16 protein-coding genes are annotated in these 15,674 nt (G+C 50.6%); 3 read left to right on the top strand and 13 right to left on the bottom strand.

The features are described from left to right. The first annotated feature begins 63 nt into the window (after window positions 1-63). Window positions 64-1,047, top strand: a complete 984-nt coding sequence (gene rhuM, locus ACFOET_RS18190; RefSeq protein WP_379025316.1) for a RhuM family protein — start codon at window positions 64-66, stop codon at window positions 1,045-1,047. A 157-nt stretch (window positions 1,048-1,204) separates the two neighbouring features. Here rhuM and ACFOET_RS18185 read toward each other — a convergent pair whose 3' ends face one another. The 8 genes from ACFOET_RS18185 to ACFOET_RS18150 form a co-directional block, all read right to left on the bottom strand. Then, window positions 1,205-2,989 carry a metallophosphoesterase gene (locus tag ACFOET_RS18185; RefSeq protein WP_379025314.1) on the bottom strand — a complete coding sequence of 595 codons (1,785 nt, stop codon included), beginning with the start codon at window positions 2,987-2,989 and terminating at the stop codon, window positions 1,205-1,207. A gap of 9 nt (window positions 2,990-2,998) precedes the next feature. Then, entirely contained in the window at window positions 2,999-4,552 is a 1,554-nt protein-coding gene (locus tag ACFOET_RS18180; protein ID WP_379025312.1) for a RagB/SusD family nutrient uptake outer membrane protein, read from the bottom strand. Between the two features lie 20 nt (window positions 4,553-4,572). Then, a complete protein-coding gene (locus ACFOET_RS18175) occupies window positions 4,573-7,872 on the bottom strand; it encodes a SusC/RagA family TonB-linked outer membrane protein (RefSeq protein WP_379025310.1) in 3,300 nt (1,099 codons plus the stop codon). 143 nt (window positions 7,873-8,015) lie between these two features. Further along, window positions 8,016-8,996 (bottom strand): FecR family protein, encoded by a 981-nt coding sequence (locus ACFOET_RS18170; RefSeq protein WP_379025308.1) that lies wholly within the window; start codon window positions 8,994-8,996, stop codon window positions 8,016-8,018. Window positions 8,997-9,101: 105 nt separating this feature from the next. Then, window positions 9,102-9,713 (bottom strand): RNA polymerase sigma factor, encoded by a 612-nt coding sequence (locus tag ACFOET_RS18165; protein ID WP_379025306.1) that lies wholly within the window; start codon window positions 9,711-9,713, stop codon window positions 9,102-9,104. Between the two features lie 60 nt (window positions 9,714-9,773). Further along, a complete protein-coding gene (locus ACFOET_RS18160; protein WP_379025304.1) occupies window positions 9,774-9,953 on the bottom strand; it encodes a hypothetical protein in 180 nt (59 codons plus the stop codon). Window positions 9,954-10,472: 519 nt separating this feature from the next. Further along, complete coding sequence (locus tag ACFOET_RS18155; protein ID WP_379025320.1) at window positions 10,473-10,661, bottom strand: DUF1016 N-terminal domain-containing protein; 189 nt, start codon at window positions 10,659-10,661, stop codon at window positions 10,473-10,475. A gap of 70 nt (window positions 10,662-10,731) precedes the next feature. Further along, window positions 10,732-10,899 carry a DUF1016 N-terminal domain-containing protein gene (locus ACFOET_RS18150; RefSeq protein ID WP_379025318.1) on the bottom strand — a complete coding sequence of 56 codons (168 nt, stop codon included), beginning with the start codon at window positions 10,897-10,899 and terminating at the stop codon, window positions 10,732-10,734. A gap of 287 nt (window positions 10,900-11,186) precedes the next feature. Between ACFOET_RS18150 and ACFOET_RS18145 the strand changes: the two genes are divergently transcribed. After that, complete coding sequence (locus ACFOET_RS18145) at window positions 11,187-12,221, top strand: S41 family peptidase (RefSeq protein ID WP_379025302.1); 1,035 nt, start codon at window positions 11,187-11,189, stop codon at window positions 12,219-12,221. 90 nt (window positions 12,222-12,311) lie between these two features. Here the strand turns inward: ACFOET_RS18145 and ACFOET_RS18140 are convergent, their stop codons facing one another. Together ACFOET_RS18140 and ACFOET_RS18135 are read right to left on the bottom strand one after the other, a co-directional pair. Continuing rightward, entirely contained in the window at window positions 12,312-12,485 is a 174-nt protein-coding gene (locus tag ACFOET_RS18140; protein ID WP_456320337.1) for a helix-turn-helix domain-containing protein, read from the bottom strand. A gap of 31 nt (window positions 12,486-12,516) precedes the next feature. Then, on the bottom strand, window positions 12,517-13,083 hold the full coding sequence (locus tag ACFOET_RS18135) for a DUF2975 domain-containing protein (RefSeq protein ID WP_379025298.1): 567 nt from the start codon (window positions 13,081-13,083) through the stop codon (window positions 12,517-12,519). 92 nt (window positions 13,084-13,175) lie between these two features. Between ACFOET_RS18135 and ACFOET_RS18130 the strand changes: the two genes are divergently transcribed. Beyond that, on the top strand, window positions 13,176-13,343 hold the full coding sequence (locus tag ACFOET_RS18130) for an alpha/beta hydrolase (protein ID WP_379025296.1): 168 nt from the start codon (window positions 13,176-13,178) through the stop codon (window positions 13,341-13,343). Between the two features lie 179 nt (window positions 13,344-13,522). Here ACFOET_RS18130 and ACFOET_RS18125 read toward each other — a convergent pair whose 3' ends face one another. From ACFOET_RS18125 to ACFOET_RS18115, 3 genes are all read right to left on the bottom strand, one after another. Further along, the gene (locus ACFOET_RS18125) at window positions 13,523-14,305 is read right to left on the bottom strand and encodes a carbon-nitrogen hydrolase family protein (RefSeq protein WP_379025294.1); all 783 of its coding nucleotides are present in this window, start codon (window positions 14,303-14,305) and stop codon (window positions 13,523-13,525) included. A gap of 144 nt (window positions 14,306-14,449) precedes the next feature. Then, window positions 14,450-15,112, bottom strand: coding sequence for a hypothetical protein (locus ACFOET_RS18120; protein WP_379025292.1), 663 nt, complete (start codon window positions 15,110-15,112; stop codon window positions 14,450-14,452). A 9-nt stretch (window positions 15,113-15,121) separates the two neighbouring features. Further along, on the bottom strand, window positions 15,122-15,628 hold the full coding sequence (locus tag ACFOET_RS18115; RefSeq protein WP_379025290.1) for an RNA polymerase sigma factor: 507 nt from the start codon (window positions 15,626-15,628) through the stop codon (window positions 15,122-15,124). Window positions 15,629-15,674: the final 46 nt, after the last annotated feature.

The raw sequence follows: 15,674 nt of genomic DNA, 5'->3' as shown, positions 1-15,674 counted from the left end.
TTATTTTTACCTTTGTCATGAGCACATGATCTCAACGGATCACAGTTTTATCATCCACCGAATATGAATCTTATGACCGAAAACCAAATCGAGATTTATCAAAGCAAGGATGGACAAACCTTAGTGGAAGTTAGGTTTGAACAGGACACCATTTGGTTGACACAAGCACAGATAGCCAAACTGTTTGAAACAACTCCTCAAAACATCACAATGCATCTTCGTAGTATTTATAACGAATATGAATTGGAAGAGATAGCAACTTGTAAGGATTTCTTACAAGTTCGGAAGGAAGGCAATCGCACTATTAAACGTAATCAGAAACATTACAACTTAGATGCCATTATATCGATAGGTTATCGGGTAAAATCTATCCAAGCTACACAATTCCGCATTTGGGCCACGCAACGACTCAGGGAATATCTTGTGCAGGGCTATGCGATCAACGAAAGGCGGCTCGCCCAGAAACAACAGGAAGTCCAAACGCTGAAAGACGGTATCCGTATACTAAGCCGTGCTATTGAAAAACAACCAACTGACGGGCAGTTGGATTGGTTGACGCGATTTGCGAAAGGGCTTGAATTGCTCGATGACTACGATCACGAGCAATTGGACGAAAAGGGTGTGACCAAAAAACCTGCCTCCTATCCTACCCTGGAAGAGTACCAAGAGCTCATCAATACCATGAAAACCGATTTTGCATCTGAGATATTTGGCAAGGAGAAAGACAAGGGTTTCCAAAGCGCTATCGCCCAAATCAGCAAAGGCTTTGCCGATGAGGATTTTTATCCATCGCTGGAGGAAAAGGCTGCAACTTTACTGTACCTGGTTATCAAGAACCATGCTTTTGTAGACGGCAATAAACGGATCGCTGCAGCTTGCTTCCTGCTTTTTTTAGAAAGGAATAATTTGCTGTACGATGCGGCCAATACACCAATCATCAGCAACGAAGCATTGGCTACCTTAACATTATTTGTTGCAGCGAGCAAACCGGAAGAGATGGAAACGGTGAAAAAACTAACCATCAGCGTATTGAATAGAAGGTCCTAAACGATCCTGTTCATTGGTATCCATACTGAACTCCAAAATGCCGATTAAGTATACTTCTGGCAGTTGGTAGGCATCGTCAACGATAAACCTGCCGCATAAACAAAATCCTGTCCCGCGGTTGCGGGACAGGATTTTGGCAATTAACGTACCCGTTGGTTTACTTTTTTAGCAATTCGAGGTAATAGGCCTTGATCGCATATGGCAGGTTGACCACCTCGTCGATGGACGCTTCCATGGGAATACGTGTTCCATTCTCCAGGATCACCGCTTTTTCCGCCGGATCAAATACGGCCGCCTGCGCCCTGCCCGAGCCGCTGTAGTCGCCCGGTATGGGCAGGTCGCCCCGTTTTCCAAGCGTAGCCAGGGGGGCCTCCTGTCCATAGACCAGCCATTCGCCGGTCGCGGGGCGCCAGACGGCCATATCGGCTTTACCGTCGCCGTCGTAATCCGCCGGCACCGGTACGTCGCCATTTTCGCCGAACGGCACATTACCCACCGTTGCAATGTACCACGTGTTGTTACTGAATCGCCAGACCGCCCGTTCGGCGGCACCGTCTCCATCGTAGTCGGCCGGCACAGGCACCGACTCCGCCCACCCGTGCTTTACCGGTTCACTTCCGGCTACCAGCCACTCTGCGGTACGCGGATTCCATACGGCCACATCGGCGACGCCATCGCCGTCGTAGTCTGCCGGCACCGGCACGTCGCCCACCTCGCCCAATGGGGTCGCCTCCCAGTCATTCAGGTAAAATGCCGCCGCTGCCCGGCGGTACACCGCGGGGCTGGTTTTGCCGAAGTGGCGGTAATACGAGGGCACGGGGATATCGCCTTTCTGGCCCAGCGATGCTTTGATCCCTTCGGCGTCATACCAGTTGCCGCCCACGAATCGAAAAATATCCGCTTTGCCATCGAAGTTAAAATCGAACTGCCGACTTGCAGCAGCTTCGCGGAAGAGCGGCACGGTAAACCGGCTGTCGTCGTCCGTTTCTTCCAACCCGTGGTACGGCGACAGCGTACGCACATGCAGCACGTCTTTTTCCAGGTCGAATGTCAGCAGCCGCATGAGGCCGTTCCCTCCCATCGGCCGGCTCTGGTAGTCTGACAGCATCGTCTTGACGGTATGCCCCGCATAGGTATCCTGCCGGTAACCTTCGCCATTAGCGCCCACGTGGCCGCACAGCATCAGGAACACGTTGGGCTGCGTCTTGATCCGGTCGTACAGCCGCTGGCCCTGTTTACCGAAGGCCGCCGGTCCGGCGACATTACTGCCCGCTACCGGATTGAAACCCAGTATGTAATGACTCACGATGATCGCCTTTCGGTCGCTGTAGCGCTGCAGCAATTCCACCGCCCAGTCGTTCATGGCATCCTGCTGCTCGTCAAAAGCGTCGTATTCGATGTAGATGATAATCAGGTCCAACCCACCCGCAGAGATCAGGTCGTAGTGGCTGTCGTTATCGTCGCCGAAATGTCCGCCATAGTAGTCGCGCCCCTTGAAATGGTCCACCCCGAAATACTTATTGTAGTTTTCCGTTTTGCCGGTTACCGCAAACTGGCTGGGATACTGGTCGTGGTTGCCGATCGCCAAGCCGTACGGCAGGCCGTGCGGCAGGCCGGGAAGCGGTTCTTCGAGTGGATACAGGGCCTTCGCCGCATTAACCCATTGCTCTGGCTGGCTATCGCCCTTGTCGGTAATGTCGCCCACATGCGCCAAGTATACGATATTTTCTTTCTCGCGGTTGTCCAGCACCCACTGGATCATGCTTTCAAACAGCGCATTATTACCCCCTTGGCTTTCCTCCGTGTTGTACTGGGTGTCGGGGATAACGGCAATCGAAAACGTCTTCGCCTCTCCCGCGTGTCCAGCAGGTTGCGCATAGACAGCCCCCGGCGCTATCAGTACCGCGGCATAGAGCAGGTTTATCAATTTTTTTATCATCATATTCATCGATTACAGGTTATCTGGATCGTTTGCCAACTCAGGGTTTACCCCCACTTCCGCAAATGGCAGCGGGTACAGCAGCTTACGCTCATCGACTTGATACGAAGCCGGCAACAAGTAGGAATGCTGCTGTTTCATCGCTTCGCCATAGGCATTCATTACCTCCACAGCCTTGTCAGCCCGGATCAGGTCGAACCAGCGCTTGTTTTCAAAAGCCAGCTCCACGCGGCGTTCACGGAGAATTAGCTCGCGCAGTACTTCCTTTGAACCCGTCGCCAGTGGCGTCGCGTCGGGCATCGCCCGGTTGCGGACCTTGTTTAGGTGCACCAGCGCTTCGGCGGTCTTCCCCTGTTCGTTCTGAACTTCAGCGAGCAACAGCAGCGCATCCGCATAACGATACACCGGCCAGTTGTCGTTGGTATTGTTGGGATTGCTGTGCGGATTGAGGTACTTCTTGATGTACGGCACGCCCACCTTACCGGCGGGTGCTTCGTAACCTGTCACAGGTTTGTTAGCTTCCAGCGTAAAGTAATAGCTACCGTCATAAGTACCTTCAGCGATACCGATGGATGTCTCCAAACGCGGATCACCCGGCTCGTAGGCATTGATCAGGTCCTGCGTTGGGGTATTCCATCCTCCCCCGCCATCGGTAGCGGTATTGCGTGTGGGCACACCGAAGGTGATCAGGGACGTGTTATAACATTTCGGCAGGAATATGTAGATAAAGTTGCTTTGCATACCCGTTTCCAGCCCCTGCATAAACTGCACTTCAAAAATCGATTCCCGGCTGTTTTTATTGGCCGTCGAAAACACATCCGCATAGTTATTAAGCAGGTCATACCCCATCGTACCCAGATCGAGCAGCAATTTTTCGGCTTCGTCGTATTGCCCCAACGTGGCATACACGTCGGCCAGCAGCATGGTAGCCGATCCTTTCGTTGCATAACCCGACTGGGGGAAGCCGGATGGGACGTTCAACAGATCGATCGCTTGCCGGGCATCAGCAACGATCTGGTTGTAGACCTCCGCCTTTGGCGACCGCGGAAGAAAGGCTTCCTCCTCGTTGGTCACTTGCTGCAGGTAGAGCGGCACGCCACCGAAATAACGCACCAGCTTAAAATAGTAAAACGCGCGCAGAAACAGCGCCTCCCCCTTGAAGCGGTTCTTTGCCTCCTGGCTCAAGGCCGACTGGTCGATCTGTCCGAGGATGATATTGGCCCGGGAGACTCCCCTATAGCTTTCATAATACATCTGGTTGGAGTAGTTGTTGCTGGCGTCATTGGTAAAATTAGCGATGTCCGAGCGCATGGCCACCGCGGTCCCCTGGATGGCCGGGTTATGTTCGTAATGCGTATTGTCAGACCGCATTTCACTGATGTAATAATCCGGTCCAACAACCCGCAGTGGATGGTAAGCCGCATTCAGTGCCTGCGTAAAGTCGGCCTCCGTTTTGAAGAAATTGCCGCCCGAAACCTGGTCCTCAGGTATCAGGTCCAGCGCGTGTTCACACGACACGAACAGCAACGCCGTGGTAGTCATAAAAATATAAATATATCTAAACATGAGTACAGTCCATTAATCGGTTATTGAAAAAGTACGTTTAAGCCAAAGGAAAATGTGCGGGGCACGGGATAGGCGTTTTCATCAATCCCGATGCTGGCGCCGTCCAGGCCGTTAAGGCTGATCTCCGGATTCATCCCCGAGTAGTTGGTGAGGATAAACACATTATGGACGGAGGTATACAGGCGAACTTGCTTGATGGGGCCCGCATTTTTAATCGGGTGCCGGTAGCCCAGGGTAATGTTTTTGACGCTCAGGTATGAGCCATCCTCCACCCATTGCGAGTTGACCTGCCTGCCAATACCGGTAGTACCGGTCTTCGTGCGTGGAAACTTGCCCGATCCGGGATTTTCCTCCGACCGCCAGCGGTCCGCCGCTTCCGCCAAGAGGTTACGCGCGCCGTCCATGTTGGTCAGATACGCCCATTTAGCAGGGAGGATGAGATCCCCGCCGGTGGCGCCGGCCATGGAAATTCCTAGGTCGAGTCTGCCATAGGTGAAATTGTTGGTCAAGCCAAAAAGCATGTTCGGGTTGGGGTCGCCGATAAACGTGCGGTCATTTTCGTCGATGATGTTATCGCCGTTGATGTCGCGCATTTTGATGGTACCCACGTCCGAATTGGTTTCCTTAGCCGAGTTTGCCAGATCGTCAGCATCCCGGTACAGGCCTTCGAACACATATCCGAAAAACATGCCTAGCGGGTACCCTTCCTGGTTGCGGAAATAATCGGCGCTGGTCGTATTGTTCCGGCGGAAGTATCCCGGACTCACGAGCGAGACGATGTGGTTGCGGTTGAACGAAACATTGAATGCCGTATTCCAGTGAAGTTTACCGAAGTCGAATCGGCCACCGGCACTAAACTCATGCCCCCAAAAGCGGATTTCACCGACGTTCGACGTGATGCTCGAATAGCCCGAACCCTGTGGAATCGGCCGGTTCTGGATAAGCCCATCCGACAGCTTTCGGTAGTAGTCATACGTAAAAAACAGCTTATCGTTGAGAAACGCCACGTCGAGGCCCACGTCGAGCTGCTTACTCCGTTCCCAGGCCAGGTTGGTATTACCCAGCGCAGTAATGGTCGTACCCGGAGCCAGCCCCCCGTTGGCCACGTAATCGGAGCCACCAAGCCGGGCGACATGGGTATAATTCCCAATGTTGTTGTTTCCGGTTATACCATAGCTGCCGCGCACCTTGAGCATGCTCAGCGTGCCACTCCAGGCATCCATAAACGCCTCGTCGCTGATGATCCATCCCGCAGAAACGGAAGGAAACGACCCGTATTTCTGGTTTTCGCCAAAACGGCTGGACCCATCGCGACGCATGGAAACGCTAAGTAAATAACGGCGCTTGAAGCTGTAGTTTATCCGGCCAAGGTACGAAAGGAGGCTGTAGGCCGCCGCATTGCTCGACCCGCCGGTAATGTTAGCAGCCACATTTAGGTACGGCACGTCGTCGCTCGAAAAATTTCTTCCGGTTACGGAATTATTCTTTTGCCGAAACGACTGGAAGGAATACCCGGCCAACACATCGATATCGTGCGACTTCCAGGTCTTATTGTAGTTCAGATTGGCCTCCGCGGTATAGCTATAGTTATCCACCGAGCTACTCGTGCCGGTGGAAATATCATCTCCGTTGATCAGCGCCGGCGAAAAAAATTGCCGTGTTTCTGCGCCTTTGTCCACGCCGAACAGGCCTTTCACATGCAGGCCGTCCCAAATGCGGTAGTTCAGGTGGGCATTTCCCAGGATGCGCGTAGTGATGTAGTCGTCAATCACTTCGGTATACCGCGCCAAGGGGTTAATGTAGCCGACCATGCCCGGCGAATTCGCATGCTTTACGAGGTTGCCGTTTTCATCATACGGATCGATCAGCGGACTGGCCTCCGAGGTCTTCTGCACAATGCCCTGAATACCATCCGCCAGCCGGTTGTTGTGGTCCAGCCGGTAGCTCGGCGCCAAGTTGAAGCCGATCTGCAGCCGGTCGTCGGCAATGCGGTAGTTCTGGTTGATGCGCAGCGAATACAGCTTGGTACCGGAATTGACAACCACGCCCTGCTGGTCTTGGTAACCCGCTACCACCGATGAGGTGGAATGCTCGCCGGCGCTGGTAAAGGTGAGGTCGTAATTCTGGATGGGCGCCGTGCGCGTCAGCAACGAAAACCAGTCGGTACCTTTGCCATACCGTTCGGGGTTTTGGTATACTTCCGGAATTTCGCCGGTATACCCCTCATACCGGATCATATCCTGGTAGCGCTCGTTCATGAAGGTCGCATATTCCCGGGCGTTCATCATCACGGGCACGCCGCGGCTCGGAATGTGCTGGATCCCCACATTGGTGTTGAGTTCGATTTTGGTCGCATCGCCGGGCCGGGCCTGTTTCGTAGTGATCAAAATCACCCCGTTGGAAGCCCTGGAGCCATATAGTGCCGTTGCCGCGGCATCTTTCAGCACGGTAAACGACTCGATCTCCGCCGGGTTGATGTTGTTTATACTTCCCGTTATCGGCATGCCGTCGATCACAAAAAGCGGGGAATTCCCCGAAGAGAGGGACGCTGCATTGCGGATCCGCCACGACATTCCCCTTCCCGGCTGCCCTGAGGTCTGGTAAATCTGTGCACCGGCGATCTTGCCCTGCAGCTGCTGGGCGAACTGCCCCACCGGCATATCCTGCAAATTAGCGGCGCTGATTTCTTCGACAGCTCCGGAGATCTCGCGGCGGCGCTGTGTACCGTAGCTGACCACCACTTCAGCCAGCTGGCCCGCTCCGCGCAGCATCGCATTGACCGGCGTATCTTCATTTTCTGCAACTGCCACCCGCTGCTCATAGGCGTCATAGCCGATATAGCTCACCCGCAGCGTGTAGGTGCCCGGCCGTATGCGCAGCGCAAAGCCACCATCTTCCCCGCTCATGGCGGCAGCATTTGCCCCCACGAGGCTGACGCTCGCCCCCATCAGCGGCCTGCCCTCCGCATCGACGACCCTGCCGGTCACGCGCCCCGGCTGCTGCCTGCGGTTGATGTAAACGTTTTGTCCTTTGATCTCATGGACAATGGGTGCATTGGCCGTTAAATAGTGGAGGAGGGCCTCCAGGTTGGTTTCTGCTGCCGGCATTTCGACAACGCGATCCCCATCAATCTGCGTGGGGCTGTAGATCAGGTTGAAACCCGACTGTTCCTGCACAGTTTCCAGCACCTGGATGAGCGACAGCCGCTTCGATGAAAACTGTATCATGGTGTTTGCCGCCTCCTGCGCGTCGCTCCGGTGAGCCAGCAACGTGCCGGCAGTCGCGGCAATTACACAGAGAGTCACTACTGATGATTTCATAAATAAACCTATATACGTATGCAGTTTTGATATTTTTCGCATATCTTTACTTGTTGTTTTTGATTCGTTTGTGGAAAAGCAATTGAAAACGTTCTCGGCCGGAATTGTTGTCAGCAGTTCTGGCCTTTTTTTTGGGTATGTGGTTAATCAGTAATGCGGACCTCCTTCCTGTTAATGGTATAATGAAATTTATTGATCTTCTGCAGGGCGTTTAGCACCGCCGCCAGCGAGGGATCTTCGAATCGTGCCGTAAATGTTTCCTGCGCACCTCGGCGCAGCTGCAACTGCACGTCCACACCGTACCACGCACTTAGCCGCGCAGCAACCTCAGGCCACGGTGCATGGTGGAACACGAGCACCTTCCGCGTCCAGGCGCTGAAATCTGCCGGATCGACGGTGCGCACGTCGTGGCTGCCGGCATTACGGTTGTAAACCAGCTGCTGCCCCGCCTCCAGCACCGTGGCCGGCACGTGCAATTCCTCCGCGGTGCCTACGCTTACCTTTCCGGTTGCTACGGTAAGCTGGTATTCGTTGCGATGGTTGGCCACCTCCACGTTAAACGAGGTACCGAGTACCCGGGTGTCCACTTCGCCGGCATGCACTACAAAAGGCCGGTCCGGGTCGGGCTGCACCTCAAAGAAGGCCTCCCCACTGTCCAGGAAAACTTCCCGTATCGCGCCGTCAAATACCTTATCGTAGCGGATGGCCGAGCGGCCATTCAGCCAGATAACGCTGCTGTCGGGCAGGGTGAGCCGGGCACGCTGACCGGGTGCGGTGTGTAACGTAAAAGCCGAGCGAACGGGCAGTTGCTCCTGTGCAGGCGCGCTTTCCCGCTGACTTACCAACAGGTAGCCCGCCCCCGCCAGCAGGACAATGGCGGCAGCCACCCCCCGCCACCATGCCTTCCGGCCCATCCGCATGTCACTGCGGCGTGCAGCCGCTACCGTCCGTTCATTAATGGCCGCGAGGATTTCATCGGCCAGCCGGTCGGCATCGGATTCCGTCAACGCCGTCGTGACCGGTTCTTGCTGGTCGAACCATTGGTCAATCCACTCTTGCTCCTCCCGACTGCACCGGCCGGCCAGGTAGCGCTCCAGCAAATCGCTTATCGCTTGCTTTGTCATCTCCGCGTTTATTTACCCACATGAGTAAAAAATGCGAGGGGAGTACCTATGGGTAACGATGATGAAATTGTTAAGAAATCGTGTCGGAATTGTAATCGCAGTAACTTAAAGCAAAATGGACGATAAGATTCCGGCCTTGATTCCGCTACGCACCTTGCGCCGTGCGTGTACCAGCTGATTTTTTACGGTTTGCTCGGCGATGTCAAGCTCGTCGGCGATTTCCCGTGTGGTATAATTTTTTTCGCTGTGCAGCCGCAATATGCGCTGTTGCCGTTCCGGAAGCGCCTCGATTTCGCTATTCAGGCGCTGCTTCAGCTCGTCGGCAAAGATCGCCTGGTAGCTTGGCGCCACCATGGAGTCGATCAGCTGCTGGTAATCGTAGTGATGCTGCTTGGCTTTTAAGAACTGCCGCATACGTCGAATAATTTCGTATTTGGCCATGCTATAGAGGTACGCCGCTACCGACCCCTGCAGCTCAATGGTGCCGATCTTCTGCCACAGCACAATGTAGATATCCTGAACAATATCTTTTGCTTCGTCTTCGTCCTTCGTCTTATGGTAAGCGAGCTCGTACAGCGGCCGCCAGGTACGGCGGTAGAGGGCCGTGAAAGCCGCATTATCCCCTGTTTTGGCTAGGTGAAAAAGTTCTTCTGTCGTATGATTCTGCATAAGCGCCGCCATGCTTCGGCGGCAAAGATAGCGGTACGCTGTTAACATAAGGTTAACAATCCATTAAACGAGGCGCGGCAGGTTATGGCTTCCCGCCGCGCCGTCGCGCTACTGCGCCTCCAAGGTTTGCAGTTCGGCAGCGATATTCTTTCGTGCCTGCTCCTCGTACCGGTCGAAAAACCACGCCGTCTTGTAGATTCGGTCCATCTCCAGAAAATGCTTCAGGACCCGTGCCCTTCCCCGGTCAAACTGTGGGGAGCTGCCGTATTCTGCTTTTGTAGACGGCAATAAACGGATCGCTGCAGCTTGCTTCCTGCTCTTTTCAGAAAGGAATAATTTTCTTTACATGCGGTCAATACACCGGGTTTGGAAAGTCCACATTGCTGAAGGGTATTGCCGAGCAATGCGGCTTTAACCTCAGAGGAGGTAACCGAAATCACAATCCAAATAGTGGTTATCGCTTTGAGGGATACGAGTCCACTGGCACCCTACCTTTTTCATTACACGAAAATTATTGATAAGTTAGATAAGGGTGCCTCTTTAAACGTTCGGGCACCCTTTCTTGGCTATAACCGTGAAGCTGATCCTGTCTCGCTTTAAAAAAACTTTACAGATTTAACCATTAATCCTAAAAGAACTTTACAGGAATTCTTGGTTAATCCTGAAATTACTTTACAAGGATACTCAGTTTTGTTTTTATCCGCAATACTCGGGTTCACTTTCACTGGGGCGGCAATTTTTCTTTTATTTTTTCCATCTCTTTCTCATGTCTCCCGAATGACGGTGCGCGTTTCCGGTGTAAGGAAATCAACACTGGAGTGCCAGCGCCGCTGGTTGTAAATCCGAGGAGGATTTCTTTTGACGTTTGAGTTCTGTGGTGGACCATTTTTCGATGACTGCCTGCTTTTCATAAAATGCACGTTCTAGAGGATCATCAATTTTAGCCAGCTCACACAAATGGGTCCAGCTCAATTTGTGAGGAAGCTCCTCACAAATAGGTATACTCTATACAACAGCCTCATGTCGTTTAAATTTGACCTACTAAAACCTTTACCATGGAGCATAGTCAAATCAGTCGCCAGTTGTTCCAGCAATCTTTTCCGTACGTCGCGCGCTTAGCTCCCTCCTGTTCGAACTCAACAATGTATTGCCCGATTTCCCAATAGGTATTTACTAACTGTGTATCCACGGCTCGGGCAGCCCGCTGCCTACCCAGCTCATAGGTATTGGATATCTGATTGACTAATGCTTGATACTCCTGATGACTTACCTAATTCCATCATAAGTTAGGATAGATTGTTGTGCAGTGAATTGCCGTAGCTTATTGATAAGGTCTTGCCAACCGCTCATATGCATAGCAGTTTTGACGGTTAAAACTTGGGGATTTTTGAGTAGCTTTACAGCAGGGCCTGTTTGTACGCTGCGGCAACCCAAAAAGACTACCAATATGTTTGAACCGAACGAACTCATCGATAACGTCGTATTGCAGGATATAGGGCATAAACCAGAACACAAAGAATAATGAGCAAATATTTTATATTAACACTCTCAATCCTGTTGGTGCTTTCATGCCAAAATAAAAAACAATGGACTCACAATGATTTCTTTGAACAGGCATTTAACATCATTGAAGAACGCTCTATTAAAAAAAGTGAAATAGATTGGGAAGTCTTAAAGCGCACGGTAACGGATTCAATTAGCCATTTTCAGAATAACGAAGATGTCTATCGTGCCATAGGTTACATCGTTAGCTTAATCGATGATGGACATAGTGTTTTTGTAAGCCCTCAAACCCCGAATAATTTTACAGCTGACGCATTGCCAATTCCTGATATCGACACAAAAATTATTGATGAAGATATCGCTTATATAAAACTTACAGGGTTTATTGCGAATGTTGAAAATTCAAGAATTTATTCGAGGCGAATTAGGGAATCATTATATGAGCTGGACAGATCATCAACTATTACAGGTTGGATTATAGACTTGAGAGAAAATATGGGAGGGATGGCTTCAATGATGCCATTAGGCCTAGCCCCGATGTTTCAAGATTCGTTAATTGGATATTGGATGAATAACAAAGGAGAGTATTTTTCAGAATATTGCACCAATGAATACTTCCGCTTTGAGGATAGGATGGTGGAAAAAAACTCGGCTTTAAATTTCGACCTTTTAAATAAAGATAGACCAATTGCCGTGTTGATGTCTGATAGAACCGCAAGTGCCGGAGAATCTTTAGCCGCCTCTTTCAAATTTCAAAATAACACCATGACTTTTGGTACACCCACAAAAGGACTTACTTCGGCGCTAGAACTGATGGAATTTAATAGCAATGCAAAATTATTTTTAGCCACTATGTATTTGTGTAGTCGTGATAAGAAGATTATTGATCGTGGGTTGAATCCAGATGTAGCATGTAGTTCAGAGAGAGCATATGAGTTAGCAATAAAATGGTTAAAGTTAAAGACGCCCGGCGACAGCGCTTATTTGCAGCAGAATAGTGACTTATCAGAATCAGCCCCTGTTGCTCGCGCGGCCCCCACTCAATTTCGTTAACTGAGCTGACCAGACCGCACGCTAATAACCGCAGCGGTTGGCGGCCAATGAACAAACAAGAGAAATGTTCGAATTATTGACATGCTCGTTTCAATCGATATCGATAATATCTCCTGGTTTGCAATCTAAAACTCTACATATGGCCTCCAGCGTTTCAAACCTCACCCCTTTTGCCTTCCCTGTTTTTAAAATAGACAGATTGACTATCGTTAGCCCAACTTTTTCGGACAACTGCGTTAACGACATCTTTCGCTTGGCTAACATGACATCTAAATTGATAACTATCGGCATATCACTAAATAAACGAATCGTTTTCCTTCTTTATATCTATCGCCGTTTTGAAGACCAAACCGAACGCTAACAGCGCCAATCCAATCATCGTTTCAGCGGCAATAAATCCCACTCCGTTTCGCAACGAATAACCTGAATCGTTGAGGTGTAACTTGGTGATGCAGTTGATAAAAAGATGCTGAGTTATGGATCGCATTACTGGTAGTAAAATCAATACCGTTGAGCCCCACAAAATTAATGAGGCGTTCCTTGTGGTAAATACTTCATCCCTACGAAAGGAACCAAAGAGCTTTTTTATGCATAAAATGAGGAAGCCAATGAGTAACCAGTAAAATATTTGGGAAACTTGGTATAAAAGAGCAGGTACCGAAAAAAGTTCGTCGTAAGATTTAAACCTCAAATCCACCAGGGCGCTGCTGGTCGGATAAACCACTACTCTTTTCCTAAACCAGTCGTCTAAACTACGAACGCTAACTGGCTCATGAGGTACAGCCTCTATATCATACACTGCATAACCTTTTAAACTGTTACTAAGTGCCGGAGCACCTGAATTAAATAATTTGACCCCCACAAAGGCAATATAAAAAAGCAATACGATGGTAGTTAATAAATCAAGTGATTTAATGATTTTGCTATCTGAAAGTTTCGTATCAACTCGGATTATTGGTTTCCAAATCTAATAACTATTGTGGTTTTGAGCGGGCCGAGCTGAAACTGTACCCAGACATGCGCCACGAGGTACTCAACGAGCGTGATCGAAAACTGGTTTTCGACGACATCGTCGCATGGCTGGAGAAAACCGCCGAACGATCTCCGCCACCGAAGGAATGAAATCGAGGGACATATGACATCAACACACCGCTTGAAAACACGCGAACTACCTATTTCTCCAATATCTCGTCCACACGTTCATCGGATTGGTATGTACCGAATAATGACTGCATGGAAGTTTCTGCAACAGGTGCTGTTTCTTTGAAAATGGGTTAACATGTCATCCTTGGGAAGCGTTGCTATCCAATCGGCTTAAACCGGTTTGCCAAAAACCCGGTGGCCTTTCCCAAATTGATATCAGTTACGGTAATTCCCGGCTCGCCATATTGCTGATGAACCAAGCATGTGCCATCCGGGGCGATGATGGCAGAACCCGATTCCTGGTAGGTGGTGGCATAATTCACGCTGGCAAAATATATCGTGTTTTCCAATGCCCGCATCTGCATGGCCTTCTCATAATAAGGATTGTCCTTGTGCCCCCATTCCCGAAGCGTGACGCCGGCCTCATTCCCGCCCGAGAAGTGCGGATGGAACACCACTTTGGCTCCCTGACGTGCCGCCCACCGCACGGTTTCGGGATAACGGAACCCCTCGTGGCAGATGGCGATGCCGAACACCAGTCCGTCCGCCTCAAATATGTGCCGCGTATATCCCGGATTCCACCAATCGTCTTCGGAGGGATCCAACTGTACCTTGGCTTGATGCCCTAACACCTTCCCATCTGCAGCTATGACCTGAGCCACGTTGTACACGCTTCCATCGATATACCAGTCCATGGGCAAAATGATAGCGATATGATGTCGGGCGGCAATGGATTGTGCTTCGGCCAACGCCTTTTCTAGGGCCTCTGGCGTCCGCTCGCTTTCGGCATAACCCATGCCCCGATATCCGGGGAGAAACGACTCGGGGAAGCAAACGACCGATGCACCGGTCATTTTGGCGGCCTCCGTAAGTTGGCCTAGCCAAGCGAGCCGTTGGGCATTGTCGGGGCAAATCGGAGGGGAAGCCAATGCGATTCTCATGTGTCAAATTTAAGGAAAGCTCGCTAGAAATGTGATCGTTTTGCAAAATATTCGCCCGGCTTGCAATCTAACGCCTTGAAGGATTGATGTCGCTACGTTAGCGCGTGGCGGTAGCTATTAGGATTATTCTTTGCGGATTCAGCCTTAAGCTGAATCCCGAAAATGCTTGACAGCTTTGATGTGTTCTTTTATGTCCTTAATTTTATCGAAATAGCTTTTCTTATACATGAAATAGGAAATCGCAATTGCCAGCACAATGGATATGATCAGCCTGGGCAGGATATCAATTAGTTGCTGGAATCGATAACCATCGATTAACAGGTAGAGGGAGACCAGGCCAAAGGGAATTGACGACAAGCCAACTAGCCGCTCTTTGGCGACCAATAAATGAAATCGATCCATTTTAAGCGCGAAATCGGTGAGGGAATCTGCCGCTAGGTCTATCCGCTTTATCAATACAATCTTATAAACCGCTGTGCAAATTTTGGCAAGCAGACTGAGCAACAAGATGATATATCCGGCCATAGCCGTAACAGACGAAAGAGCCCGGTCTGTCAGGGACAAAAGTGCGACAAGCAGGATGATGACGAGCGAAAGGCCTGTATACTCGTTTCTAAGGATCGTGGTAAGGTATCCATTTGACTTCTCCGAAGCAACACGCTCGGCATCCTGCTCGCCGGGATAAGCAATGGAAACCCGCGCCTGCCCCTTTTTGCAGCGGGTGGTTGGGCATTCACCCTTTTCATTCGAAGCAACGGAATTGGCATGCTGCGTTTGCCAAAGTTTTTTCATTTCATCAAGTTCCATCGTCTATTCTTATACGTTATTAAGCACGGCGGCTTGTTTCCTCAATTTATCTTTTATGCGTGCCAGTTTGGTACCTACGTTGCTTTCGGAAATACCCAGCATATCCGCTATTTCGCGATAGGGATAGTCGTCCAGATAAAGCATGACCAATGCTTTCTCCATCGAAGGCAGCGATGCAATCAGCTCATACATCATTTCATACTTTTCATGTGTACCATCTGATGTCACGACGTGTACATCCGGCAGTTCAGCCACATTGGTCACCATGTTTCGCTTGGTTTTCCGCTGGAAAGTAATCGCCGTATTCAGCGCGATTCGATAAAGCCATGTGCTGAATGCAGCAGCCCGCCGATATCTCGGATACGCGCTCCATGCCTGTAACACAATTTCCTGGAACATATCCTGACGTATGTCGGCATCGCTCTCATATACCCGGCATACCTTATAAATTAGCCGTTCGTTGGCCGATATTAGGCCGAGAAAGTCATTGGTATATGTTTCCGTATTTGCTGACATTTGCTATTACTATATCCCAATTAGTCGCGAAAGCTAACGAAAAATC

Source organism: Parapedobacter deserti (assembly GCF_042646065.1).
Lineage (GTDB): Bacteria > Bacteroidota > Bacteroidia > Sphingobacteriales > Sphingobacteriaceae > Parapedobacter > Parapedobacter deserti.
The sequence above is the reverse complement of the archived record's forward strand: the minus strand, read 5'-3'. Positions and strand labels throughout refer to the sequence as shown.